The sequence below is a fragment of the Eisenbergiella porci genome (assembly GCF_009696275.1).
Lineage (GTDB): Bacteria > Bacillota > Clostridia > Lachnospirales > Lachnospiraceae > Eisenbergiella > Eisenbergiella porci.
In genome coordinates, this window is sequence record NZ_VUMI01000037.1 from 1 (window position 1) to 23849 (window position 23849).

Below are 23849 nucleotides of genomic sequence, written 5' to 3' on the forward strand. Positions count from 1 at the left end.
GTTCAGCCCTTGTCACGATAAATTTTCTCCTTTGCGAAAAACTTTTTTTTATTTTATCATGCATCGGCTAAATCTTCAGTGCTTATCAGTAATTTTTGTGCGAGAAATTTTCGCCTTTCAGAGCTGTTTATTTTGCCGCAGGATTGCTAAGACGGGCGGCGGAAGGTATAATGGGAGGTAATATGGCGGCTGCGATGAAGCCGCAGTGAAGGGAACAGACTGTTGCGGCGGAAAAGCTTTCCGGTACGGCATTGACGGAAGGTAAGCTTACGGAGCGCAGGCCGAGGGCAGGCCGAGGGCCGGGAAAGGACATCACAGCTATGAATAAACCAAAGATGACAGCAAAAGAGATTTTTTCCATACCCAATCTGATGGGATATTTCCGTATCCTTCTGATTCCGGTTTTTTCCTGGATCTATGTGCATGCGGACGGGGTGTCGGATTATTATACGGCGGCGGTGCTGGTTGGGATCTCAGGGCTGACGGATATGTTTGACGGCAAGGTTGCCAGGAAATTCAATATGATTACAGAGCTTGGGAAGTTTATCGATCCGCTGGCGGACAAGCTGACGCAGGGAGCGCTGGTGCTCTGCTTCGCTGTGCGTTATCCGCTGATGCGGGCGGTGCTGGCGCTTTTTATCCTGAAAGAAGGATTTATGGGAATCATGGGGCTGCTGCTTCTTCCCAGGGGGAAGAAGCTGGACGGCGCCATGTGGTTCGGCAAGGTGTGCACCGCGGTGCTTTACGTGCTGCTGTTCATTCTGCTGCTGTTCCCCGGAATCAGCCTGACGGCCGCCAATCTGCTGATATTTGTCTGCGGCGCTGTCATGCTGTTCAGCCTCATCATGTACATTCCCGTTTTCCGGAAAATGTGGAAGGAAAGCGAGCCTTGCGGAAAATAACTGTCCTTAAGGCCGTAAGAAGGAAGGCCATAAGAAGAAAGGCTATAAAAAGAAAGAAATCTGCAGGAGCTGATCAGTGCCGGTTAACGGCATTTTTCAGCTCCTGATTCAGTCTGCGGACCGTTTCACCGTTCGGCTTCAGGATTTCCCGGTCATAGGTGTACAATCCGTTTACCTCCTCCTCCACATCGGACAGCTGGGTGTAGATGGTGGCGGAAATGCCCTGCTTTACCGCAGGAAGAATGGTGGAGGCCAGAAGGCGGCGGTAGCCCCGGGTGAGAGCCTGGCGGCTGTCATATTTTCCGTAGCCGTAGAGCTTCTCGCTGTAGCTGTGCCCCGGAATCTGCCAGGAATAGCCGCCGAACTCGGTAAGCGCCAGGGCGCGGACAGGCTCCGGCCGGAATTTCAGGGTAAAGAAATAATAGTGCAGGCTGCACAGGTCGCCGCCCTTCTGGTCAAACCAGCCGCTGGCGTGGTCTATCAGCCTTGTGGGATCCAGGCTGCGTACAAAATCCGCGGCCTTCAGGGAGTCGAACTGTCCCCAGCCCTCATTAAAAGGAACCCAGCAAACGATGGACGGATGGATGCGCAGGGCTTCTACCGTATCCCTTGTTTCACGGAAAAATTGCTTCCGCCCCTCCGCATCCCTGCGGGAAAGAAGGCTGCGGCTGTGCCTGCCGTCCTTAATGGTAACGTGCATGGCGTTAAAAAGGGTGGCAAGGTAGGTGACGAACCAGTGGCGGTAGGAGCTGCCGCCGCATACCATATCCTGCCACACCAGCATTCCCAGCCTGTCGCAGTGATAGTACCAGCGCTGCGGCTCTATTTTGATATGCTTGCGAAGCATATTGAAGCCCAGCTCCTTCATGGCCCTGATATCATAAATAAATGCCTCATCACAGGGCGCGGTGTAAAGGCCGTCCGGCCAGTAGCCCTGATCCAGGACGCCGGCCTGCATATAAGGCCGGTTATTCAGGAAGATACGGCGCAGGCCGTTGCCGTCGGTTTGGATATCGCATTTGCGCATGGCAAAATAGCATTCCACCCTGTCATCCCCCATTTCCAAGGCTGCGTGATAAAGGAAGGGATCTTCCGGGGTCCAGGCGTGGAAAGCAGGCAGGGGAAGTACCGCCTCTCGGTCAGGGGAAAGGGTCCGGACGCACACTGCGCCGGAGGGCTGTACGCCGGCTGCGGGCCGCGCCGGATCGTCCCGGTATTGTCTGTCCTCTTCCGTTTCCGGACGCACCGTACAGCGGATAGGACTTCCTGGTCTGCAGCCTCCGGCAGAAACCCGCACACGGCAGCAGGAGCCGTCATAATCCGGCGTAAAAAGGACGGACGCAATATAGGGATCGGGGACAAGCTCCAGCCACACGGTCTGCCAGATACCGCTCTGGGCGGTATAGAACATCCCTCCCTTATCAAGCTTCTGTTTTCCCCTGCTGTAATAGGAGGTATCACTGTAATCCCGCACGCGCACCAGCAGCTCATTGGAGGCTTCTTTGGCCATATCCGTAATATCCAGCGTGAAGGGGAGATAGCCGCCCGTGTGCTCCCCGGCTGGTTTCCCATTTATAAAGACGGCACATTCCTGATCCACGGCCCCGAAATGGAGCAGCACCCTTTGGCCCTCCTGCCGTTTGGGGAGGGCAAAGCTGCGGCGGTACCACAGGAATTCGTCCGGCGAAAGCCTTCGTCCCACGCCGGACAGCGGGGCTTCCGGAGAAAAGGGGACCGGTATCCTTCCCTCAAAACGGGCAGGAATGCCGGGGAAAGGGGTAAAACAGTAATCCCACATTCCGTTCAGATTGATATAGGATGCCCGTACCATAGCGGGACGGGGATATTCCTTCCATGCATTGCCGGAATCTATGCTGCGGGTCCACCGGGTGCTGCACAGAGCCGGTGCGCCGTTATCCTTCTTTTTTCCCATCGTATTCCACCTTTCTGCCTGACGGGCATGTATTCAAAAGCTTTGTGGGTAACTGGTTACAGTATAGCATTTTTTCGTCCGGAAAAATAGCAGGGAAAGGGTGCAAAGTACACAGGAATCATGTATAATGTAACGATACAGGTAATTATTACATATTAGTTCAGACAGTACTGCGCATTTACTGCGCAGTCCGTGAGAAAACGTGGCGGCAGCAGGCATCCGGCCACACGCGCGGCGATTTCCAGGTCGGATGCAGTAACGGTTCAGCCCGCCTGAACTGTTACACTAAATATTTTTGGGGAGGAAAGCGTGCCATGAGATTATTCAGAGGGAAGATGCCGGGGAAGGCAGAAACACGGACGGGAGGCATGAAAAAGGTGAGGCTGTCTGTTTTGCTTTGCCTGGCGGCGGCAGGAATGGCCCTGTTGGCCGGGTGCGGTAAGGAGAAGGGAAAGCTGGATCCGGACAACCCGGAGACGGTAACGGCATGGCATTATTATAACGGCGCCCAGCAGACCGCTTTCGACGCGCTTGTTAAGGAATTCAACGATACGGTGGGACTGAAAAGGGCATTTTTGTAAAAAGCGCCAGCAAAGGCGACGTGAACCAGTTGGAAGAGGTGGTAATGTCCGCCCTGAAGAAGGAGGTGGGCAGCGAGGACGCCCCGGATATGTTCTCCTGCTATGCGGATACGGCCTATGAAATCCAGCAGATGGGCTATCTGGCCGACATTTCCCCTTATATCACCCAGGAGGAGCTGAGCGAATATGTGGACTCCTACGTGGAAGAGGGCAGGATTGGGGAAGGCAGCCAGTTGTTTATTTTTCCCACGGCCAAATCCAGCGAAATCTTCATGCTGGATAAAACGGACTGGGATAAATTCTCCCAGGCTACCGGCGCCCAGCTGTCCTCCCTGTCAACGATGGAGGGGCTGACGGAAACAGCCGGGGAATATTATGAATGGACGGACAGATACCCAATGACGGCAAGGCTTTTTACGGCAGGGATGCGATGGCCAATCTGTTTATTATCGGCTCCATGCAGCTGGGAACCGAGATTTTCAAGGTGGAAAACCAACAGGTGACGCTTCAGGTGGATAAAGCTGTGATGAAGCGTATCTGGGATACCTGGTACGTTCCCTATGTGAAAGGATATTTCAGCGCTTACGGCAGGTTCCGCTCCGAGTAAAAATAGGCGAGCTTATTTCCTATACAGGTTCTACGACCTCCGCCATGTATTTCCCGGATGCGGTGGAGCTGGAGGAGGAGACCTACCCCATAGAATACATCATCCTTCCGGCGCCCGTGTTCGAAGGCGGTGAGAATTATGCGGTGCAGCAGGGCGCGGGCATGGTGGTGACCAAAACGGATGAGACGAAGGAGTATGCCTGCACGGAATTCCTGAAGTGGTTTACCCAGGCGGAGAACAACATTGAATTCGGCTGCTCTTCCGGCTATCTTCCGGTAAAAAAGGCTGCCAATGACAAGGCTGAGCTGGATAAGATCATTGAGGAAGCCGGACTTGAGGTGCCGGAGAAAACATACGATACGCTTGTGGCGGATTGAACCTCAGGCAAGGGAGAAAAATATTGAATTTACCCGGGAAATCGTGATTTTAGAGGAATGGGTGACGGGCGACAGCACCGATAAGAGCCTCCGGCAGGCCGGATGCCAGGACGGTCCCCATTGTAGCGATGAGCGCCAACGCCTTTGAAGAGGATGTGAAAAAATCCCTGGAAAGCGGGATGAACGCCCATCTGGCGAAGCCTTTTCAGATGGAAGACCTCATCCGGACGATGCGGCGGATTATCGGAAAAGAAAACCGGATGGAAAAGAACAGGCCCGGGGAATTAGATGTGATGTAATTGGGCACGCGGCCGTAAAAGCCGGCGGAGGGTGAAGAACCTCCGCCGGCTTTTTATGCGCCTGGCAGGCATATGCCCTGCTTCCAGCTTTCTCTGTCAGGAGGCAGGTAAGGCTTGTGTATGTTATATTTATTTTTCTCAGTGTCTGCCAATGACAGTTACATATAATGAATCTGCTCCTTATACTTTTCAAACAGAACATTATTGAATTCTTCTCCGCCGTCCACGTTGGCGCTGTGGAAAATCGGCGGTTCAATGCCCATTTCCTGCAGGTACTCCACGGTGCGGATCACGATCATATTGACGATGGTACAGCCTACCGCGCTGGAGGTGGGGCCGATTTTCTGGTTCATGCCGGGCAGCAGCATGCTGGAGTCTTCAAAATCACCGCAGTTGTCAATAACGATGTCGCAGACCTCGTACAGCTTTTTACCGCTTTTATGGCGGCTGCTCACCTGGCTGGTATATTCCATATTGGTGATTGCAATGGTGGATACCCCCATTTTCCGGGCCTCTATTGCCATTTCGATGGCGGCGGTGTTTCGTCCGGAAACGGAATGGAGCAGAAGCACATCGCCTTCATGAATGGGGGTATGCTTCAGGATGGCAGTTGGGTAGCCGTCCAGCTTTTCCATGGTGCTTGTCTGGGTGACGGGCCGGGTGTTAAGCATGAATTCCGAAGGCAGGATTGCGTTGAGGACTGCCAGCCCGCCGGTACGGTAGAACAGCTCCTGGGCCAGGATGCCGGCGTGGGATGCGCCGAAGGCAAAGACGGAATGGCCGCCGGCAATCGCCTCCGCCATCTTCCCTGCGCAGGCATCCATGGATTCCCACTGGGTATTTTTTAACCGTTCCAGAATCTCTTCCACATGTGTAAGATAGTCAAAGCTTTTACTGTTCATATGATTCCTCCCTTTCTTTTTCAAGAAGATATGCAAGCAGCTCCTTTCTGTCCCGGATGCCGTCCATTTCCCGGAGGATGCGGGGATTGCTCAGCAGATCCATCAGCCGCAGGACGTACTGGATTCTTTCGTCCTTTTCCTGGATGGCAAGGCAGATGCACCAGCGGACCGGATCGTGCAGGCGGTGGCCAAAGGGAACCGGTTTTTTCAGCCGGATCAGGGACAGGCCGAAGAAATGCACGCCGTCCCCGGGGCCTGCATGAGCCAGCGCCACGCCGGGGCAGTAAACAAAATAGGAACCGTTGGTTTCAAAGGACTGTATCATGGCATCGATATAACTGGTATCGATGCTGCCGCTCATCAGGAGCGGGCCGGCGGCTCTCTGTATTACCGACTTCCAGTCGCCGCAGGGCGTGTCCAGCAGGATGTTTTCCTCCCGGAGCACGGAACGGATGCCGGGCATGCTTTCACGGGGCCGGGGTTGTACGTTCATTCTTTTTTTATCCTTTTTGATATCCATGAAAAGCTTTTGCAGCCGCAGGATGTCCTCGTCCTCCAGCATGGGGGAAACCTTGACCCACAGCTCCTCCGGCTCCGACAGCGTGATGGTGGATATTATCAGATCAAAATCGTAGTTTTTCATGATATCCGGCAGCTTGTGGTTGGAGGTAACCGCCATGATTCTGATATTGAAATTGGTGCTCAGCCGCTCCGCAAGAAAATTGGCGGTGCCGATGCCCGTGTGGCATACCACGATCACCTTGGGCAGGATATCATTTTTAAAATGCCGTTCCACGGCTACTACAAGGTAGATGAGGATTACCGCGATGTCGTCCCTGGTATAGGTATAGCCGGTGGTGGCCTCCAGCGTGGGAAGATGATGGCAGATCAGCTGAAAATATTCCGGATATTCTGAAATCATCTGCTCCGTATAATCATTTTCCAGAGGAACGCCCTCGGCATGCGCCTTGTCAATATCGCGCAGATGGCTTTCCAACTGGTTGACGATTTTATTGTCCTCATACAGCGGGATATCCATTTCACCGCTTATTTTCATAAGGAAGCTGGTCAGCGCCATGTGCAGCTTTACGTCCTGGGCATTTTCTATGGGCGCCCGGCTGTAAAAACGGCAATAATACAGCTTGGAGGCCAGATACTGGATCTCAGCCTCGCTCACGGCCAGGTGATAACGACGGCCCAGCACCTCCAGGATATTTCCGGCAAGCTCGTAAACAAGAAGATTCTGAAAGGTTTTTTCCTCCAGCGTGCTTTCCCTGATGCAGGCGCCTCTTTCCAGACGGACGGTAATGATGGAGAGCATGAGCAGCAGCTCTTCAAAACACGCATCGGATACATCCAGCTCATACTGCTGTTCCACATCCAGAAGGAGCTGCTTGAGGAACGGAAAATAGTTTTCCAAATCCCACTCATCATAAAGGAAGCGTTCATATATATTCACTTCCCTGTGCAGGGAAAAAACCGCGCCCATGGCCGACTGGATTATCCGCATGATCATGTCCCTGCGCTGCCGTTCCGTGGGCCGGAGCAGATAACCTCTGTTCATGGCCGGATCGAAGCTGATGTTGTAGCGGGACAGAAAAACCTTCACCTGCTCCATATCCTTTAAGATGGTGGTGCGGCTGACATTGAATTTTTCCGACAGCGCAAAAATATTGCAGAAATCATCACTGATAAGCAAAGTCAGCAGGATGATATGGCTGCGTTCCTCCGGAGAGAGCCGGTACAGGTAAAAATCATTATCCACAGCGGCCTGCAGCAGGAGGCTGCTTTCCTCGGCTCCTCCGGTAAATGCAATTCCCCCTTCGGAAACCGACAGAACGGGCTGCAGGTTCTGATCCTCCAGGAATTCCAGGATGGATTGGACATAATTACGCATCGAGCGGGTACTGACATGAAAACGCGCCGCCAGCTCTTCATAATGAAAATACTGGCCGGGCGAATTAAGAAGTATGGTAAGCAGTTTGCTTGTCTGCCTGTTCATGCATTATCCCCCTTTCCGTATTGTATGCCTGTACACCTGAAATTTATGTATTCCCCTGCCTCTTCTCACAGTCTGCCGCGCTGTCTGCTTTACAGCTCCACCTTTTGGCCGGCCCGGGGAGTATATAAATTTCAGGTATCCAAACATAAAATTCCAATATAATTTCATTATAAGGGCGGGGAAGGGGAGAGAAAAGGCAAGGTTGTTTCCAAAGAATGTGAAAGAAAATGAACTAGGCATTGACCCTGAGAAATGTTATGCTAAATGCACAAAAAATGATAAAAGGAGGTCGTGTCTTTGGATAAAATACTCAATGAGAGTCATATACGAATCAAAGAAAAAGCGGCTGACTGGGAGGAGGCTGTGCGTAAGGCAGGGGCGGTTCTGGTGGAGGAAGGAAGCATCAGGCCCGCTTATGTGGAAAAAATGATTCAGTCTGTGAAGGAGCTGGGGCCTTATATCGTGATAATGCCCGGCTTTGCGCTGGCCCATGCAGCACCGTGTGAAGATGTGGTAAAAAGCGACATGGCGTTGATTACACTGGATACTCCGGTTGAGTTTGGCTCACCCAATGACCCGGTGTCCGTGCTTCTGTGCCTGGGATGTACGGACAGTACCTCACATCTGGACACTCTGTCCAGGGTCGCTGAAACACTGCTTGCGGAGGAGCGGATCGATATGATTGCCAAAGCGACCAGTGTGGAAGAGGTGGTCCGGATAATGGCCGGAAAGGAAATGCCTGCCTGAATCAGGCAGAGATTAAAGAGAAGGAGGTAAAATGGATGGGCACAATAAGAATTCAGACAGTGTGCGGCTTCGGATGCGGTTCTTCCCTTTTCCTGAAAATGAAAATAGAAGAAATCCTGAAGGAAAATAAGCTGGATGCGGAGGTATTCTGCGGAGATGTCGGCACATGCACTTCAACGCCCTGCGACGTGATTTTTACATCGGAGGAGCTTGCCGGACGTGTTCAGGAACGCAGTAAGGTTCCGGTAGTGACGATCGGCAGCTTCGTAAATAAGAAGGAAGTAACGCAGAAAACGCTGGAATACTTTGAAAGTTTGGAAAAATAGTGTTTCATAGGAGGGAGAGGGATTTATGGTTGTATTGAATTTTATCATTAATGAGATCTTCGGTCAGGGTGCTATTTTCCTGGCATTAATCGCTATGATTGGTCTTTTGCTGCAAAAGAAGCAGTTCAGCGAGGTGGTCCGCGGTACGATGATGACCGCAATCGGCTTCTTTGTTCTGTCCCAGGGTACCGGGATTATCACAGGCAATTCCATTGACGGCCTGGCGGCGGCTTTTAATACCATGATGCCTGCGGCCAACGGCAAGCCGGACATTGATATGTCCGTGTACGGCACACAGATCGGTATCGTAATGCTGATTGCATTCGCATTTAACCTTTTGTTTGCCCGCTTTACAAAATGGAAATCCGTATTCCTGACAGGACATATGCTGTATTGGTTCCCCTATGTATTTATTGCTGCGGGTGTTGACGCAGGGCTGACAGGCGGCAAGCTGATCGGTCTGGCCACCATTTTTACGGCAGCTTATATGGTAATATCCCCGAACCTGATGCGTCCGCTGGTTAAGGAAGTGACCGGGGACGACAGCTTCACCATCGGCCACCCCACCACCGTGCTTTCCCTGATTTCCGGTTATCTGGGCAAGGTCATCGGCAACAAGGAAAAATCCACGGAGGATATCAAGTTCCCCAAGAGTCTTGGCTTCCTGCGTGAGGTATCCATTACAGGATCTATTGTTATCTGTATTACATACATTGTAATGTTCTTTATTTTGAAGGCCAACGGCCTGGTTCCCGGAGAAGTCTGGGGCTATGCAGGCGGAAAGACCGGTATATTCACCTTTATTTTCACAAAGGCGATTTACTTCGGCGTGGGCGTTACCATCATGCTTCTCGGCGTCCGTATGCTGATTGCGGAAATCGTTCCCGCTTTCAAGGGAATTGCAGTAAAGGTGGTTCCGGGAGCTATCCCGGCGCTGGACTGCCCTGTTATTTTCAACTGTGCACCCAATGCGCTGATTATCGGCTTCATCGTAGCCATGATTACATCAACAATTACAATTATCCTCACGGCAGGAATGTTCCCTACGGTTATCATTCCGCTGACCTTTACCTGCTTCTTTGAAATCGGCTGTGCGTCCATCATCGGCAACGCCACCGGCGGTATCAGGGGCTGTATTGTAGGCGCGGCTCTCAGCGGTATTATTATGGTATTCCTGGTAGGCTTCGGTTCCTATTTCTTTGGAAATACCATCAACAACTGGATGCTTGTTTACGGCGGCCAGGACTTCTCGCTGTGGGGCATCGTGGAAGGGGCTATTGCAAGACTGCTCCATTAATTGCAGGTTTTCGTTATTTATGAAGGGTAATGGAAAATAGAGACAGTTTAGGATGACATAATAAAAAGAAAACCCCCTGCATCTGCGGGATGCCGGAATTTATCCGGCGGCGGATGCAGGGGGTTTTTAGAGTGAAGAGAGTCTGGCGGGTTTGGGGCGGAGCAGTTTGAAAGGGTTCCGGTTTGGAGCAAAATCCGCATAAAGGAGCTTCGTTTCAGAAGAGAGCATTTATATTTTTCATTAAATATGCTTCGAAATATGCAGAACGCACAGGCGATACTGTGCGGCCTTTCGGGAAGAAAATGTGGGAGGGCGCATTCGAAGAATGGGACAGACAGTGAACGAAAAACAGTTTTGATTTTATCCCCGGAAAAGTTGACATACAGGTTTCTATCCCCGCATACATTGTAAAAACAAGTTTTCCGGGGGAATTCCGTGAAAGATTATATCGAGGAGCGAGCAATCGATATTGCCAACTATATTATTGACTACAATGCCACTGTACGACAGACTGCGAAACAGTTCGGCATCAGCAAGTCAACCGTACATAAGGATGTTACGGAACGCCTGTCTCAGATTAATCCTGCATTAGCCAAGGAAGCCAGGAAAGTATTAGATGTAAATAAGTCGGAGCGCCACATCAGGGGCGGTCTTGCGACCAGAGAAAAGTATTTACATCAGTCACAAAACGGAATAAAATAAATAAGCAATTACTGTGTAAAGATAAGCTGATTGTAAAGAAACTGAAAAGCTAAAAATTATGCAGAGTACAAAAGAAAAATATAAGGGCAGGAAAACTCAAATGTTATATTCAAACAAGGACCTGAAAAAACTGATCACTCCCCTGGTCATCGAACAGACGCTGGCAATAGCTGTCGGCATGGCGGACACCATCATGATATCCGTTGTCGGGGAGGCGGCCGTATCAGGGGTATCCCTGGTGGATACGGTGAACATCCTGCTGATTAATGTTTTTTCAGCGCTTGCTACAGGCGGCGCGGTGGTGGCCGGACATTTTCTGGGGCAGAAGCACCCGGAGGAGGCGAGCAAAGCGGCCTGGCAGATCATCATGTTCGCCACCACGCTGGCGCTGGCCATATCCATTATTTTTATCGGTTTTCATGACAAGCTGCTGCTCCTGATGTTCGGCAAAATCGAGCCGGAGGTTATGCAGTCTGCCAAAACCTACCTTATTATTACGGCGCTTTCTTTTTCCGGGCTGGCGATTTATAATTCCTGCGCGGCAATATTCCGCTCCATGAATAACGCCAAGGTTACCATGTGGATTTCCCTGCTTATCAACGCGATCAACATCACCGGCAATGCGATATGTATTTTCGGACTGAAATGGGGTGTTGCGGGCGCTGCGATTCCCACCACGGTGTCCCGTTTCGTGGGGGCTATCGTAATTTTCTGCATGATGTTTAATCCTAAGCGGGAGATCAATTTCTGCGGACAGGTCAGGTTCCGTTTTAACGGGGATTTAATTAAGAAGATACTCTACATTGCAATACCCAACGGCATGGAAAATAGCATGTTTCAGCTGGGCAAAATTCTGGTGCTGAGCGTTGTAGCCACAATGGGGACCTCAGCCATCGCGGCAAATGCCGTGTCAAATACACTGGCCTCCTGGAATATCCTTGCGGGCGGCGCAATCAACCTTGCGCTGGTTTCGGTTTCCGCCGTATGCGTGGGTGCGGGCGAATACAAACAGGCAAGATATTATACGAAAAAACTGATGAAGATAGCCATCGGCATCACCGCTGTAATTTCAGTTCTGATGTTTTTTGGAATGCCGCTGCTGATTAAAATGTACAACCTGGGGCCTGAAGCTGCAAAGATGGCCATAGAGGTGGTGCGCTTCCATAATATCATGGTGATCCTTTTCTGGGTGCCGTCCTTTACTCTGCCAAACACATTGCGTTCTGCAGGGGATGTCATCTGGACCATGGCAGTCGCTATCCTCTCTATGTGGGTGTTCCGCGTAGGCGCCTCCTACCTGTTTACTTATGAGTTCAATCTGGGACTTCTGGGCGTCTGGGCGGCTATGGTGGTGGACTGGATTTTCCGCGCGATCTGCTACACATGCAGGTACAGAGGACATAAATGGGAAATGGCGATGCACAGGCAGAGGGAACAGTAGGGATACGACCGGCGGAAATGCCAGGTGGAAAATGCTAACTGCGGCAGGATGCATGAGCCGAAGGCAGGCCCCTCCATGGCCGGATTGTGTAAAATGGGGAAAAATCAGCAAGAAAACCGGGGTAACAGTTCAGGCAGGTCAGCGCATTTACTGCGCAGACCGTAAGAAAACGTGGTGGCGGCAGGCATCCGCCCCTCGCCGAAAGCGACTTATAACGGGCGGATGCAGTAACAGTTCGGCCGAAGGCTGAACTGTTATAAACTGGGAAAATACGGACAAATTCGGAAAGAAAAGGTTTTGACAAACAGGCAGGGATTATTTTATAATGAAATGTATTTTTAATGGATACAATATTTACTGAAAAAAGTTGCCTGTGATTTTACCCGTAATATACGGTCGTGCCGCCCTGCGGCAGAATGGAGGAAAAAATGGAAAGAGAAATGGTTATTGTCCTGGACTTCGGCGGGCAGTACAATCAGCTGATTGCCAGAAGAGTCAGGGAATGCAATGTGTACTGCGAGGTTCACCCCCATACGATGAGTCTTGAGGAAATCCGGAAAATGAATCCCAAAGGCATTATTTTTACGGGCGGCCCCAACAGCGTATACGGCGACGATTCTCCTTCCTGTGATAAAGGTATTTTTGAACTGGGAATTCCGGTGCTGGGCATCTGCTACGGCGCGCAGCTGATGAACCACCTGTTGGGCGGCAGGGTTTCCACAGCGCCTGTGCGGGAATATGGCAAGACGGAGGTACATTTTGACACCACTGGAAAAATGTTCACCAACGTATCCGGGACTTCTGTCTGCTGGATGAGCCATACAGATTATATATCCCAGCCCGCCCCCGGATTTGAAATAAAGGCCTCCACGCCGGTCTGCCCTGTGGCTGCAGCCGAGAACGTGGAAAAAGGCCTGTATTGTGTGCAGTTCCATCCTGAGGTAATGCATACCCAGGAAGGAAAGAAAATGCTGGCGAATTTCCTGTTTGATATCTGTGGCTGCGCTGGAGACTGGAAGATGGACTCCTTTGTGGAGACAAGCATTCAGGCGCTGCGTGAAAGAATCGGAAACGGCAAGGTGCTGTGCGCACTTTCCGGCGGCGTGGATTCTTCCGTGGCTGCCGTGCTGCTGTCAAAAGCTGTGGGGAAACAGCTTACCTGTGTTTTTGTGGATCACGGCCTGCTTCGCAAAAACGAAGGGGACGAGGTGGAAGAGGTATTCGGACCCAATGGCCCTTATGATTTGAATTTTATCCGTGTGAACGCGCAGAAGCGTTTTTATGAAAAGCTTGCCGGCGCAGTGGAGCCGGAAGATAAAAGAAAGATAATCGGCGAGGAATTCATCCGCGTGTTTGAAGAAGAGGCGCAGAAAATTGGCGCTGTGGATTTCCTGGTGCAGGGAACCATTTATCCGGATGTGATTGAAAGCGGCCTGGGCAAATCCGCCGTGATCAAGAGCCACCATAATGTGGGCGGCCTGCCGGATTATGTGGATTTCAAGGAAATCGTGGAGCCGCTCCGCCTGCTCTTTAAGGATGAGGTGCGTGCGGCTGGCCGTGAGCTTGGCATTCCTGAAAAGCTGATCAGCCGTCAGCCCTTCCCCGGCCCGGGACTTGCTATCCGGATTATCGGAGAGGTGACGGAGGATAAGGTCCGGATGCTGCAGGATGCGGATGCGATTTACCGGGAAGAGATTGCAAAGGCTGATATTCCGAATAAGCCGGATCAGTATTTTGCAGCGCTTACCAATATGCGCTCCGTTGGGGTTATGGGGGATGAGCGGACTTATGATTATGCAGTCGCTCTGCGCGCCGTGACCACTACCGATTTCATGACTGCGGAATTCGCTGAGCTTCCCTGGGAGCTGATTGGGAGAGTGAGCAGCAGGATTGTGAATGAGGTGAAGAATGTGAACCGGGTGCTTTATGATTGTACGGGGAAGCCGCCGGCGACGATTGAGTGGGAATGATTTCAGAGGCCCGGAAAAGCCTGATTTTGCTGGGTTTTTGAGGGGTTAAGGCCCTTTGTGGCAACGATTTGGCAACATTTTTTCATTATTCATAAAAAGAGAGCTAACTGATTTTGATTAGTCAGTTAGCTCTCTTTTTCTTTTTATTATTATCCTGTGCAACAAACAGCCTCTCCCGTGGCCTACAAGTGAGAGGGTCAAAAGAAATCCTGGGGCGGCACCTTCACATAGGTTTGAGCTTTATCAAACTCCGGGTAATGGTAGCGCCACTTGTCGTAATCCTCTTTGGAGATTTCGCCCGCCTCCAGCATGGCAGCGGCCTGCTGCCAGGAACAGAGCATCTCGTGCAGTCGGGCGGCGTCCTTGTTCTTCCGCATATCAACCTTCAAGCAGACTTCTCCATCTATCTCGCTGATCTTGAGTCCGTAGTTATCCTCCAGGGTAAACAGGGTGTGCATGAGCCCCACATAGGAGTCTATGTCCGGGACGGAGAGGGCATGGGGAGAGACATCCAGTACCTTGGCTAAGGCGGCGGTAAGGTCTGCCTTTGGGGTCCTTGATCCTGTTTCGTACTGAGCAAGGCGCACATCGGCAGACTTCTCCGGGAAGCCCAGCGCCATGCCGAGATATTTCTGAGTCATCCCCCGCAGGAGACGGAAAAAGTGAATCCGTTCGCCAATCGCCATATCATCCACTCCAATCGTTGGTTGTTCTTAGGAAAAGCGTAGCAGAAATGCTTAGTAAAGTCAAGAGAATCCTAAACAATTTTATTTAATTTATTTTGCGTACTCCGATTGACACAAGCTATTTTGCTTAGTATAATGATAATGGACTAAGCATAATAGCTTAGAATCGATAAATAAAAAAGAACTGCCGCAATCCCTGGTTATACATCCGGGAAAAAATGGCGGACGAAAGTGAGGAGGCATTTATGGAACACAATATCCAGCCGCAGCAGCCATCAATGAGGAAAGGAAGGTATTTTCAATGCAGGCACAAAACTTTATACGCGTGGAGGAAGTGGCCCAGGAGCTGGGCATCTCCAAGTCCCACGCCTACAAGGTGATCCACAAGCTCAACGCCGAACTCCGTGAGAAGGGCTATCTGACCATCTCCGGGCGGGTCAATCGAAACTTTTTCATGGAGAAGTTTTGCTACGGCAAGACGGGAAAGAAGGGCTAATCATGGCAGTCTATAAGGAAGAAAAAACCAACACCTGGCGGGCGGTCTACCGCTATACTGACTGGAACGGCGAGCGCAAGCAGACCCAGAAGCGGGGTTTCAGGACCAAACGGGAGGCACAAGCCTGGGAGCGGGAACAGCTCAACAAGACCAGCGCCGACCTGGACATGACCTTTAAGAGCTTCGTGGACCTCTACACGGCAGATATGAAAACCCGGCTTAAGGAAAACACCTGGGCCACAAAGGAGCATATTATCCGCACCAAACTGCTCCCCTACTTCGGTAAGCTGAAGATGTGCAACATCACCGCCCAACAGATTATCACCTGGCAGAACGAGATGCTGAACCACAAGGACGAGAACGGCAAGCCCTACTCGCCGGTGTACCTGAAAACGGTTCACAATCAACTCAGCGCCATCTTCAACCACGCAGTACGGTATTACAACCTCCGGGATAACCCTTGTAAAAAGGCAGGCAGCATGGGAAAAAAGAAAAACCGGGAGATGATGTTCTGGACTAAGGAGCAGTATTTGAAATTTGCCGATGTGATGATGGACAAGCCGCTGTCCTTCTATGCTTTTGAGATGCTTTACTGGTGCGGTATCCGAGAGGGAGAACTTCTGGCTTTGACCCCGGCAGACTTTGATTTTGAGAAGTGCACTGTCACCATCAACAAATCCTACCAGCGGCTGAACGGCCAGGATCTGATTACCACCCCCAAGACGGAAAAGAGCAATCGCGTCATCACCATGCCGCAATTTTTAGCCGAGGAAATTCAGGATTACCTCAAAATGCTCTACGGCATTGGAGCAGATGACCGAATGTTTACCGTCACCAAAAGTTATCTCCATCGGGAGATGGATCGGGGTTCCAAAGAGGCCGGTGTGCCGCGCATCCGAATCCACGATATTCGTCACCCGTATGTCAAGCACACGACAAAAAATATAATTCTGAAAAGCAGAAAACCCAAGCTACCAAGATAGATTTGATAGCCTGGGTTTTCCGTTTTTGTATCTTCAATTATTCAAAGAGGTCATGGATTTTGTAAACAATCTCAATGCGGTTGTCGGGGAATACATACACCTTTTCAATCAGCAGATCGGTCAGCTCAGACGTCAGCACATCCGCTTCTACAATCGAGTGAACGATCTCTTGTCGGCTGCTTTGGCGGGCCTGTTCTTCTCGCTTCAGCTTTGCCTGGGCGGTGACAGCAGCATAGGCATTTTTGACTTTCAGTATTTCTGCGTCATAAACTGCTTTCTCCAATTTATAAGTGTCCAGCTCGATCTGCCCCAGGAGATACCGTTCAAAGAGAGATTGCTTCTGATCCCTCAAGGCTTCCAGCTGCTTCTCATACTCAGAGCATTTGGCAGCGGTAGCCTCCAGGTGAATGGTGCCGTCTTTATGTACGGGCAGCAGGATTTCCAGCTGCTTTTTCAAAGTGAGGAGGACGGCTTCTTCCAGCCCAGCAACATCTGCCCGGACATCGCGGCAGCGGCTGTTCACATCAGCGGTAGAATGGCGGCACATATAAAACGGTCTCTTTTGGGCGATGCGGGAGAGTGCATGATCGCAGCAGCCACAATAGACCTTGCCTTTTAGTGGGTACTCCCTGGTTTTCTTGGTCGGCAAGGAGAATCGGCGCTGCACAGCCTGCACCTTTTCAAATAGTTCTTTGTCAACGATTGCCGGATGATGGTCGGGAATAATGAACCATTTGTCCCGGTCCTTCTTGCGGCTTCTTGTGCCGCCCACTTCAATGACTGCACGACGCCCGATTACATAGGAGCCGATATAGCGTTCGTCCTCCAGGATACGGAGAACCGTAGAACTGCTCCAGCGTCCACGGGAGCGGGAGACATCGTGGTACTGCTGCCCATGCGCTGCTTTGTATTCTCCGGGGGTCGGTATGCCTCGCTTAAAGAGTTCCCTGGTAACGGCTGCCGCTCCAATTCCGGTTGCGGCAAGTTGGAAAATGAGCTGTACCACAGCAGCGGTTTCCGGGTTCGGTTCCATTCTGCCATTGGCGCTTTTGCGATACCCGTAAGGGCAAACTTTGCTCTGGTATTCGCCGCGCTGCATTTTGGCGTACTTGGCGCTTTTGGTCTTGATGGACATATCCCGGCTGTAATACTCGCTGATCAGATACTTGAAAGCCACATCCATACCGCCGGTATCGCCCTTGTGCTGATCGCTGTCAAAATCATCGTTGATAGAAATGAACCGAGTGTGAAACAGAGGGAACACACGCTCAATGAAATAGCCAGTCTCAATGCTGTTTCGTCCAAACCGGGAAAAGTCTTTTACGATGATGCAGTCGATCTTATTGGCCCGCACCATCTCAATCAGCTCCTGGACTTTGGGGCGTTCGAAGTTTGTCCCGCTATACCCGTTGTCGATAAACTCAAGGACTTCTGCATGAGTGGACTCCGGCATGGAAGAAACAAATTCGTTCAGCGCAAGGTGCTGGTTTTCAATGCTCATACTGTCGTATTTATAATCCTCCAGGGAAAGGCGGATATAAAGGGCAATCACATATTTCTGCACTGGCTCAGCACCTCCTCACAATGCTCAAATTCGCTCTGGAAGCGGAAACGAACCGTAATCCGCTTTTCTCTTGAGACCTCTACACGGTCAATCAGGCGGTCAATCAGAGCTGCCGTCAGCTGGCGATCTTCCTTGATATGCTGTGCATCCTGGGACGGCATTTTATACTGTTCCAGCTGCTTGGCGAGAATCGCAAGCCCTGCTTTCAGCTGCTCGATTTCTTTGCTGATGGCCTCAATTTTGGCTTCGTATTTTTCTTTGAAGGTAAAATACTCGTCTTTTGACAGATGGTTCTGGATCAGGCCCTCATACAATCCGCGCTGATAGGTTCGCAGCTGCTGGATTTCCTGTTTCCGGCTGGCGATTTTAGCCTGTATGTTTTTCTGTTCCTCGGCTTCTTTGGAGAGGTTTTCCAGACCAAGAGAGTATTGCCCCAGCGTGGTATCAAGCTGTTCCTGTATCATATCGGCCAAGGTATCCAGCAGCTCTTTTTCAAAGATAAATGCACCAGGACAAACGCCCTTTTTGATACGGTTGTTGCTGATACAGTGGTAGACATATACCTCCTGTGACTTTCTGCGGACGCATTTCTGTCGGTGAAGGCTGCGTCCGCAGTGGGCGCAGAAGATTTTGCCTTTCAAAAGATTGGGGGACCAGGAATGGATCTCCCTGTCTTTTGCCTGCTGTGCAGCCTGGTCCAACGCTTTCTGAACAGCGGCAAACAGCTCCCGGCTGATGATGGCTTCATGGGTGCCGCGTACCGTTGTCCATTCATCGGCGCTGGCTCTGACCTGCTTGTGGTCAATGATTTTAGATACCCCTTGCACCAGATCTCCGGTATAAACCTCTGCGCGAAGAATTTTGGCTACGGTGCGGGTTTGCCAATGCCCATTGCCTACCAGATTTTCATGGGTGATCTCTCCCAAAGTCCTCTTGTAGTGGCTGGGAGAGAGATACCCGGCCTCGTTCAATCGTACCGCTATGGTGTTTAATCCTGCGCCCTCGGCGGCCCATTGGAACATGGTTTTGACTACCTCGGCAGCCACAGGATCAACAATCAGCTGGTGGCAATCATCTGGAGCTTTCAAATATCCATAGGGTGTGCGCCCACCAACATACTTGCCGTCTTTCATAGCCTGTCGCTGCTGGGCTTTGATTTTCCTGGCAATATCCATCGCATAGGCTTCGTTAATCATGTTCCGCAGCGGGATGATGATACCATCGTGGGCATTATCCGGGGAAGAAGAATCGTAGCGGTCATTTACGGCAATAAAGCGGACTTTCTGCATGGGAAAGTAACGCTCGATATAGTAGCCTGTGTCTATGACATTTCGCCCCAGGCGGGAGAGGTCCTTTACAATGACGCAGTTGATAAGACCCGCTTCAATATCGGAGAGCATCTGCTGGAAGCCGGGGCGGTGGAAGTTCGTACCCGTTGCGCCATTGTCAATGTAGGTCTGTACCACAATAATCTCCGGGTTCTGCTCCAGATACCGGGCGATAATCAGCTGCTGGGTTTCGATAGAAACGGTGTGGGTATGCTTATCCTCAACGGAAAGCCGCACATAAATTCCAGCGCGGCAAGAGGGATCTATCTCCGGTGCAGGAAGCACCACAGTTTCCTTTCTGCTTTTTCTTGCCACAAATCATCCCACCTTTCTTTGGCTTGTTTGCTCTGCCAGCTGGATCAGCTGGATCGCTTTCTGGTATTCGTCCTGGTATGTAAAGGTGATCTCCAATTCCTTTTTTCCAATCACCTTGATACTCTGTATCATGTGAACCACAGCTTTGCGGTCCAGGGTCTCCATCGTAGAAAACTGTGTGAAGTGGGAAATCCAGCGGTTCCGTTCACTCCGGTTCTCCAGAACATCAGCCAGCTTTTCCTTTAAGACCCGAATACTCTCTTTCGCGTTTTCCGCAATCCTCGTGTATCTGGCCTTATAGTCGGTATATTCCTCTTTGCTGATGGTGCCGGTAATCAGGCTTTCATACAGTCGGGCCTTAAATTCAAGCGCCTGTTCCACCTGCTGCTCATTGGCGGCGATGTGGGAGGCGTATTCATTGGCAAGTGCTTGGTTGATGCTGCTCTGGTCGATACCGTCCAGGATGGCTTGCAGGCAGCTCACATTGTCGATGTAGCCTTTCAGACTGTCCTTGACGCACTCGACAAGATCGCTTTCCTTGAGCATTACCGGGTTGGTGCAGCCATGCTTTTTCCCGGTGGGGCAATAATAATAGTGATATTCCTTGCCCTTGACCCGGTTCGTTTTCCGCGTCATGCGGCTCCCACAGCACCCGCAGATTAAGACACCGGAAAACAGATACACCGTATCCTGCTTGGGAGAAGTCCGGGTATCCAGTCTGCGGATACGCTGGACAAGTTCAAAATCCTGCTTGGCAATCAGCGGTTCATGGGCATCAGGGACGCGAATCCATTCAGAGGACGGCCGCTGCTCCATCTGCTTGATTTTGTAGTGCGGGGAGCCTTGCTTCCCCTGTACCAATGTGCCGATATAGGTTTCATCCTGCAAAATGCGGATGATCGTTGTAGCAGACCACTTGCAATCCTCTTTGTCGGCATAGCCGTGTTTGGCATAAGGAAAACCATTGTTTTTCTTATAAGCAAGGGGGGAGAGGATGCCCATTTCATTCAGCACGGTGGCGATTCGCAGGGCGCTCGTCCCATCCAGGCGCATACGGAAGATGTCCTGGACAACGCGGGAAGCATACGGGTCAGGTACAAGCAGGTTTTTGTTTTCCTCAGACTTCATATAGCCGTAAACGGGAAAGGCTCCAACAAAATCTCCGTTACGGCGCTTTATATCCAAAGAGGTACGGGTCTTGATGGAAATATCCCGGCAGTAGGCTTCGTTCATAATGTTTTTGACGGATACGGTCAGATCGTCACCGCTGCCTTCATGGGCGGTGTCGATGTTATCCGTGATGGCAATAAAGCGGACCCCATAAGTTGGGAATACCCGGCGCAGGTAGCGTCCGGTTTCAATGTACTCTCGTCCCAGGCGGGAGAGGTCCTTTACAATGACACAGTTGATCTTGCCATCGGTGATGTCCTGCATCATTTCCTTAAACGCCGGACGGTCAAAAATGATACCGCTGTAACCATCGTCGATTTTTTCGGATACGATTTGGATGTCCGGGTTTCGTTCAATGAAGTTCTCAATCAGCTTCCGCTGGTTGGTAACGCTGTCGCTCTCGCTGGAGCGATCATCTGTGTAAGACAGACGAATGTAAGCTGTTGCCTGATATTTTGGCATGAAAAAGCACTCCTTTCCTCCCGGAAGCTCCCGCAAGAAAAGAGTGGATTTCGAGGTTTTCAGTTTTCATCCTTTTCCATACACATCGTAGCACGCTTTTGGAAAAAGAGCGAGGATGTCGATTACCTTAAAATCCCTTGCAGGCATTCCTCCAATGTGACCCCGTTGCTGGAAAATGCAGCGTTTACCACAAAATCGCCGCAGCGAAAGCGATAGGGGTTTTTGATCTGGTGAAGAAAGGCCGCGATCCGTTCCTCTTTGGGGAGGTCTTTATCTACCGTGACTTCACGGATGTCAACCAATTCATCGGTTGATGTTTGTGTTAGCTGGCTCATAAGTGTTCTCCTTTCTTTGAAGTCGGTTTCAAAATCACATGAATGAGCTGGCAACCAGAGCTGCCAGCTCATGGTATCTGACTTTGAAAAGAAAGGACTGCACCCAAATGATGCCTTGTTGTTGCTAACAGCAAATGGACGCAGCCTTTCAGATAATATCCGTTACTTTCGTCACATTTGCCACGCGCCCCTGACGATAGGGACATTCCTGGTCTCCGCTGGCGCGGCTGTCATAACTCCGCAGCGTCGTTTTACTCGTGCGCCGCAGGGTTCCCCCCAAGTCTTTAGGAGGCCGTGAGGAAGTATCTTTAAGCCCCCATGCAGTCACCGCGACCCGAAGTGCCACCTCCGGGTTTCAGGCTTGCGTTGATCGCTCAGGACAGCCGGTTCATCACCTCTTTGGCTTGTCCTTCTTGGCGGCGCGCCTGATTCGCTCGTACATGGGCTATGTACCAGAAATGCCGTCTATTCGGTTGTCAAAGAACAGAGAAGAAAAAACTCCTTCTTGACAACCATGACAAAAATAGGTGATTTGTCCTGTCTGGTAATGCGATTTTTTTGAAAATATTTTTGGTCTTGCCGCCTTACAAGGAGTTTAGTGAAGAGCAAGTACCCAGCAAGCAAAATAAAATAGGTACTATCGTACTTAAAAATACCTTTTATAAGGTTCTTCCGACAGAAAAATGGGCACGATAAAATATTATTAAGGAGACGATAGTACTTATGGAACTGTTAAAAGAATTGGGACGAAGGATACAAAAAGCGCGTAAGGAAAAAGGACTGACGCAACAGGAACTCGCAGATCAGAGCCATTTTTCGCTGAAGCACGTTCAAAGCTGTGAAAGAGGGGTAAAGAACCCTTCCTTTGAGGTTCTGCGTGCTTTTTGCAAAGTCTTGAATTTGTCCTTGGATTCCCTGATGAATCTCGATTTGCCAGAAGATGAGCAAGCCGCCAACGATATGCGGCAGCTTTACCTTTCGTGCCCTCCGGCTGCCAGAAAAGTGCTGTTAAACTCGACCCGCGCGTTGGCTGATGAGCTGAAAGAGATGGTAAAGACAGCTGGGGTTGATCCAGATGAACATTTAGAGGATAAGTAAGCTGGTGGAGGAATAACAATCCTCCACCAGCTATTTTTTTGCCACTATGCGGCGGTCATATTATCGGGCCGTTCCCAGCAGACGCGCCAGTTTCTTCAGTCCGCGCCGGATGCTATCCCACACGCGGCGGCGGTCCGCGCCCTCGATCCGGGCAATCTCGGCCACGGTCATGCCCAGGTAGAACCTGGCGTAGATACGTCGGGCCTGGATGGCAGGCAGCTGCATCAGCGCGGCGTACACTTCCTCCCGTAGCTGCTTCTGCTCCAAGATTTCCTCCGGAATGAGCGGCCGGTTGAGGGCATCGTTTTCAATGCCATCCTCCCGGTTCAGAGAGTAATGGGCCTTGTACCGGAACTTCCGGCGCTCGTAGGCAGCATCGTCCTTCTCCTGGCCCCGGATTGCCGCCAGCACTTCCTCGGCCACGTCCACAAAGACATCGGTTTTATACACATCGGGATACAGTTCCCGAAGATTGATCTTCTGCATTATGTACCTCCATTTCGATTCACAGGTTGATGAGTGAACCGAAATGAAGGCGGTGAGCGGCACCTTTCGGGGAAATTCCCGAAAAAACGACAAGCAAAAGCGCCAGCATCCGAAGAACGGCGGCTGGCGCTGCTAAAATAGGATTTATGACACTTATAGACCAGCCACGATAGTGCCTGTTTATAAGCAGATGGAGGTTGATTGACGGTCAGGCTTTTTTTGACAGGTAAATCCCTGCCGAATCATGTCGAAACAGTCTTTGTTTCACGGCGGCTCCCTCCTAAAGCCGCCGTGTCAGCGTATAGGCGTCACTCCTTTGTTGAGGGCATAAGGAACGGCGGCCTTGATGTACTCAAAACCGCCGCAGTCTTTGAAAATCCATTATGAGCGCACAAAGCTACCTGCCCTGCAACGGTTTTTTTCTTTCCCCGTCTGGCGGGGCAGGATAGCTTGGCATATTTAGTTTAGTCTTGCCCCTGTGCAGCTGCCTCCTTCAGCCGCGAAAAGCTCTCGTCGCTGATGATGTGTTCAATCCGGCAGGCGTCGGCCTCCGCAGTCTTGGGGTCAACGCCTGCGGCGATAAGCTGCTCAGTAAAGAAGCAGTGACGCTTATAGATTTTTTCAGCCATCTCGCGGCCCACATCGGTCAGATGGAGAAAGTGATCTTCGTCCATCGTAAGAAAGCCGCCGTCTTTCAAAGTGTTTACTGCCACACATACGCTTGGCTTTGACACTCCCATGTGCCGGGCCACATCTACGGAGCGCACCATACCCGTTTTCTTATGGAGAACAAGGATGGTTTCCAGATAGTCCTCCCCGGACGCATGAAGTTTCATGGAA

The 23849-nt window shown here is 51.0% G+C and carries 25 protein-coding genes; 15 read left to right on the top strand and 10 right to left on the bottom strand.

All coding sequences use genetic code 11. From position 1 onward, the window contains the following. The first annotated feature begins 320 nt into the window (after nucleotides 1–320). Nucleotides 321–902, top strand: coding sequence for a CDP-alcohol phosphatidyltransferase family protein (locus FYJ45_RS19420; protein WP_154466776.1), 582 nt, complete (start codon nucleotides 321–323; stop codon nucleotides 900–902). Nucleotides 903–975: 73 nt separating this feature from the next. Here the strand turns inward: FYJ45_RS19420 and FYJ45_RS19425 are convergent, their stop codons facing one another. Continuing rightward, nucleotides 976–2835 (bottom strand): glycoside hydrolase family 2 protein, encoded by a 1860-nt coding sequence (locus FYJ45_RS19425; protein ID WP_154466778.1) that lies wholly within the window; start codon nucleotides 2833–2835, stop codon nucleotides 976–978. 314 nt (nucleotides 2836–3149) lie between these two features. On the opposite strand from FYJ45_RS19425, the gene FYJ45_RS30880 reads away from it, so the two are divergent. The 5 genes from FYJ45_RS30880 to FYJ45_RS19435 all read left to right on the top strand — a co-directional run bounded on the left by FYJ45_RS30880 (nucleotide 3150) and on the right by FYJ45_RS19435 (nucleotide 4699). Further along, on the top strand, nucleotides 3150–3416 hold the full coding sequence (locus FYJ45_RS30880) for a hypothetical protein (RefSeq protein WP_235930903.1): 267 nt from the start codon (nucleotides 3150–3152) through the stop codon (nucleotides 3414–3416). 20 nt (nucleotides 3417–3436) lie between these two features. After that, nucleotides 3437–3919, top strand: a complete 483-nt coding sequence (locus FYJ45_RS30885; RefSeq protein WP_276893212.1) for an extracellular solute-binding protein — start codon at nucleotides 3437–3439, stop codon at nucleotides 3917–3919. Further along, nucleotides 3901–4023 (top strand): hypothetical protein, encoded by a 123-nt coding sequence (locus FYJ45_RS31495; protein ID WP_268890956.1) that lies wholly within the window; start codon nucleotides 3901–3903, stop codon nucleotides 4021–4023. The genes FYJ45_RS30885 and FYJ45_RS31495 overlap by 19 nt, the downstream gene beginning before the upstream one ends. 44 nt (nucleotides 4024–4067) lie before the next feature. Next, entirely contained in the window at nucleotides 4068–4400 is a 333-nt protein-coding gene (locus tag FYJ45_RS30890) for an extracellular solute-binding protein (protein WP_235930904.1), read from the top strand. 128 nt (nucleotides 4401–4528) lie between these two features. Continuing rightward, nucleotides 4529–4699 (top strand): response regulator, encoded by a 171-nt coding sequence (locus FYJ45_RS19435; protein WP_154466780.1) that lies wholly within the window; start codon nucleotides 4529–4531, stop codon nucleotides 4697–4699. 158 nt (nucleotides 4700–4857) lie between these two features. Here the strand turns inward: FYJ45_RS19435 and FYJ45_RS19440 are convergent, their stop codons facing one another. Further along, a complete protein-coding gene (locus FYJ45_RS19440; RefSeq protein ID WP_154466782.1) occupies nucleotides 4858–5601 on the bottom strand; it encodes a sugar isomerase domain-containing protein in 744 nt (247 codons plus the stop codon). Next, nucleotides 5591–7603, bottom strand: a complete 2013-nt coding sequence (locus tag FYJ45_RS19445) for a BglG family transcription antiterminator (protein WP_154466784.1) — start codon at nucleotides 7601–7603, stop codon at nucleotides 5591–5593. The genes FYJ45_RS19440 and FYJ45_RS19445 overlap by 11 nt, the downstream gene beginning before the upstream one ends. Nucleotides 7604–7894: 291 nt before the next feature. On the opposite strand from FYJ45_RS19445, the gene FYJ45_RS19450 reads away from it, so the two are divergent. The 6 genes from FYJ45_RS19450 to guaA all read left to right on the top strand — a co-directional run bounded on the left by FYJ45_RS19450 (nucleotide 7895) and on the right by guaA (nucleotide 14086). After that, nucleotides 7895–8350 carry a PTS sugar transporter subunit IIA gene (locus FYJ45_RS19450; protein WP_321170262.1) on the top strand — a complete coding sequence of 152 codons (456 nt, stop codon included), beginning with the start codon at nucleotides 7895–7897 and terminating at the stop codon, nucleotides 8348–8350. 35 nt (nucleotides 8351–8385) lie between these two features. Continuing rightward, nucleotides 8386–8676 carry a PTS sugar transporter subunit IIB gene (locus tag FYJ45_RS19455; protein WP_154466788.1) on the top strand — a complete coding sequence of 97 codons (291 nt, stop codon included), beginning with the start codon at nucleotides 8386–8388 and terminating at the stop codon, nucleotides 8674–8676. 25 nt (nucleotides 8677–8701) lie between these two features. Beyond that, complete coding sequence (locus FYJ45_RS19460; protein ID WP_154466790.1) at nucleotides 8702–9973, top strand: PTS ascorbate transporter subunit IIC; 1272 nt, start codon at nucleotides 8702–8704, stop codon at nucleotides 9971–9973. 435 nt (nucleotides 9974–10408) lie between these two features. Beyond that, entirely contained in the window at nucleotides 10409–10675 is a 267-nt protein-coding gene (gene spoIIID, locus FYJ45_RS19465; RefSeq protein ID WP_025487534.1) for a sporulation transcriptional regulator SpoIIID, read from the top strand. Between the two features lie 100 nt (nucleotides 10676–10775). After that, nucleotides 10776–12116, top strand: a complete 1341-nt coding sequence (locus tag FYJ45_RS19470; RefSeq protein WP_154466792.1) for an MATE family efflux transporter — start codon at nucleotides 10776–10778, stop codon at nucleotides 12114–12116. Nucleotides 12117–12544: 428 nt separating this feature from the next. After that, nucleotides 12545–14086, top strand: a complete 1542-nt coding sequence (guaA, locus tag FYJ45_RS19475) for a glutamine-hydrolyzing GMP synthase (RefSeq protein WP_154466794.1) — start codon at nucleotides 12545–12547, stop codon at nucleotides 14084–14086. Nucleotides 14087–14283: 197 nt separating this feature from the next. Here the strand turns inward: guaA and FYJ45_RS19480 are convergent, their stop codons facing one another. Further along, the gene (locus tag FYJ45_RS19480) at nucleotides 14284–14772 is read right to left on the bottom strand and encodes a helix-turn-helix domain-containing protein (protein ID WP_154466796.1); all 489 of its coding nucleotides are present in this window, start codon (nucleotides 14770–14772) and stop codon (nucleotides 14284–14286) included. Nucleotides 14773–15073: 301 nt separating this feature from the next. Between FYJ45_RS19480 and FYJ45_RS19485 the strand changes: the two genes are divergently transcribed. Both FYJ45_RS19485 and FYJ45_RS19490 read left to right on the top strand, forming a co-directional pair. Continuing rightward, nucleotides 15074–15268 (top strand): helix-turn-helix domain-containing protein, encoded by a 195-nt coding sequence (locus tag FYJ45_RS19485; protein WP_154466798.1) that lies wholly within the window; start codon nucleotides 15074–15076, stop codon nucleotides 15266–15268. 2 nt (nucleotides 15269–15270) lie between these two features. Then, entirely contained in the window at nucleotides 15271–16251 is a 981-nt protein-coding gene (locus FYJ45_RS19490) for a site-specific integrase (protein WP_154466799.1), read from the top strand. A 37-nt stretch (nucleotides 16252–16288) separates the two neighbouring features. On the opposite strand, the gene FYJ45_RS19495 is transcribed toward FYJ45_RS19490, so the two are convergent. The 4 genes from FYJ45_RS19495 to FYJ45_RS19510 all read right to left on the bottom strand — a co-directional run bounded on the left by FYJ45_RS19495 (nucleotide 16289) and on the right by FYJ45_RS19510 (nucleotide 21425). Beyond that, nucleotides 16289–17815 (bottom strand): recombinase family protein, encoded by a 1527-nt coding sequence (locus FYJ45_RS19495; protein ID WP_321170264.1) that lies wholly within the window; start codon nucleotides 17813–17815, stop codon nucleotides 16289–16291. Further along, nucleotides 17800–19458, bottom strand: a complete 1659-nt coding sequence (locus tag FYJ45_RS19500) for a recombinase family protein (RefSeq protein ID WP_321170265.1) — start codon at nucleotides 19456–19458, stop codon at nucleotides 17800–17802. Before FYJ45_RS19500 ends, FYJ45_RS19495 begins: the two co-directional genes overlap by 16 nt. Before the next feature lie 3 nt (nucleotides 19459–19461). Beyond that, nucleotides 19462–21090 carry a recombinase family protein gene (locus FYJ45_RS19505; protein WP_142411306.1) on the bottom strand — a complete coding sequence of 543 codons (1629 nt, stop codon included), beginning with the start codon at nucleotides 21088–21090 and terminating at the stop codon, nucleotides 19462–19464. Nucleotides 21091–21212: 122 nt separating this feature from the next. Then, nucleotides 21213–21425: a DUF6870 family protein gene (locus tag FYJ45_RS19510; protein WP_057572774.1), complete on the bottom strand. Its 213-nt coding sequence runs from the start codon at nucleotides 21423–21425 to the stop codon at nucleotides 21213–21215. Nucleotides 21426–22148: 723 nt separating this feature from the next. On the opposite strand from FYJ45_RS19510, the gene FYJ45_RS19515 reads away from it, so the two are divergent. Next, on the top strand, nucleotides 22149–22523 hold the full coding sequence (locus tag FYJ45_RS19515; protein ID WP_154466801.1) for a helix-turn-helix domain-containing protein: 375 nt from the start codon (nucleotides 22149–22151) through the stop codon (nucleotides 22521–22523). 60 nt (nucleotides 22524–22583) lie between these two features. Here FYJ45_RS19515 and FYJ45_RS19520 read toward each other — a convergent pair whose 3' ends face one another. Beyond that, a complete protein-coding gene (locus tag FYJ45_RS19520) occupies nucleotides 22584–23009 on the bottom strand; it encodes an RNA polymerase sigma factor (protein ID WP_154466803.1) in 426 nt (141 codons plus the stop codon). A 464-nt stretch (nucleotides 23010–23473) separates the two neighbouring features. Further along, nucleotides 23474–23845: a metal-dependent transcriptional regulator gene (locus tag FYJ45_RS19525; RefSeq protein WP_154466805.1), complete on the bottom strand. Its 372-nt coding sequence runs from the start codon at nucleotides 23843–23845 to the stop codon at nucleotides 23474–23476. Nucleotides 23846–23849 lie beyond the last annotated feature (4 nt).

Excerpts from the sequence above, each read along its gene's own strand:
- FYJ45_RS19460 (WP_154466790.1), top strand. The coding sequence starts at position 8,702 with ATGGTTGTATTGAATTTTATCATTAATGAGATCTTCGGTCAGGGTGCT.
- FYJ45_RS30880 (WP_235930903.1), top strand. The coding sequence starts at position 3,150 with ATGAGATTATTCAGAGGGAAGATGCCGGGGAAGGCAGAAACACGGACG.
- FYJ45_RS19520 (WP_154466803.1), bottom strand. The coding sequence starts at position 23,009 with ATGCAGAAGATCAATCTTCGGGAACTGTATCCCGATGTGTATAAAACC.
- FYJ45_RS19515 (WP_154466801.1), top strand. The coding sequence starts at position 22,149 with ATGGAACTGTTAAAAGAATTGGGACGAAGGATACAAAAAGCGCGTAAG.
- FYJ45_RS19490 (WP_154466799.1), top strand. The coding sequence starts at position 15,271 with ATGGCAGTCTATAAGGAAGAAAAAACCAACACCTGGCGGGCGGTCTAC.
- FYJ45_RS19505 (WP_142411306.1), bottom strand. The coding sequence starts at position 21,090 with ATGCCAAAATATCAGGCAACAGCTTACATTCGTCTGTCTTACACAGAT.
- FYJ45_RS19420 (WP_154466776.1), top strand. The coding sequence starts at position 321 with ATGAATAAACCAAAGATGACAGCAAAAGAGATTTTTTCCATACCCAAT.
- FYJ45_RS19480 (WP_154466796.1), bottom strand. The coding sequence starts at position 14,772 with ATGGCGATTGGCGAACGGATTCACTTTTTCCGTCTCCTGCGGGGGATG.
- FYJ45_RS19425 (WP_154466778.1), bottom strand. The coding sequence starts at position 2,835 with ATGGGAAAAAAGAAGGATAACGGCGCACCGGCTCTGTGCAGCACCCGG.
- guaA (WP_154466794.1), top strand. The coding sequence starts at position 12,545 with ATGGAAAGAGAAATGGTTATTGTCCTGGACTTCGGCGGGCAGTACAAT.
- FYJ45_RS19510 (WP_057572774.1), bottom strand. The coding sequence starts at position 21,425 with ATGAGCCAGCTAACACAAACATCAACCGATGAATTGGTTGACATCCGT.
- FYJ45_RS19525 (WP_154466805.1), bottom strand. The coding sequence starts at position 23,845 with ATGAAACTTCATGCGTCCGGGGAGGACTATCTGGAAACCATCCTTGTT.
- FYJ45_RS19435 (WP_154466780.1), top strand. The coding sequence starts at position 4,529 with ATGAGCGCCAACGCCTTTGAAGAGGATGTGAAAAAATCCCTGGAAAGC.
- FYJ45_RS30890 (WP_235930904.1), top strand. The coding sequence starts at position 4,068 with ATGTATTTCCCGGATGCGGTGGAGCTGGAGGAGGAGACCTACCCCATA.
- FYJ45_RS19470 (WP_154466792.1), top strand. The coding sequence starts at position 10,776 with ATGTTATATTCAAACAAGGACCTGAAAAAACTGATCACTCCCCTGGTC.
- FYJ45_RS19455 (WP_154466788.1), top strand. The coding sequence starts at position 8,386 with ATGGGCACAATAAGAATTCAGACAGTGTGCGGCTTCGGATGCGGTTCT.
- FYJ45_RS19445 (WP_154466784.1), bottom strand. The coding sequence starts at position 7,603 with ATGAACAGGCAGACAAGCAAACTGCTTACCATACTTCTTAATTCGCCC.
- FYJ45_RS19440 (WP_154466782.1), bottom strand. The coding sequence starts at position 5,601 with ATGAACAGTAAAAGCTTTGACTATCTTACACATGTGGAAGAGATTCTG.
- FYJ45_RS19485 (WP_154466798.1), top strand. The coding sequence starts at position 15,074 with ATGCAGGCACAAAACTTTATACGCGTGGAGGAAGTGGCCCAGGAGCTG.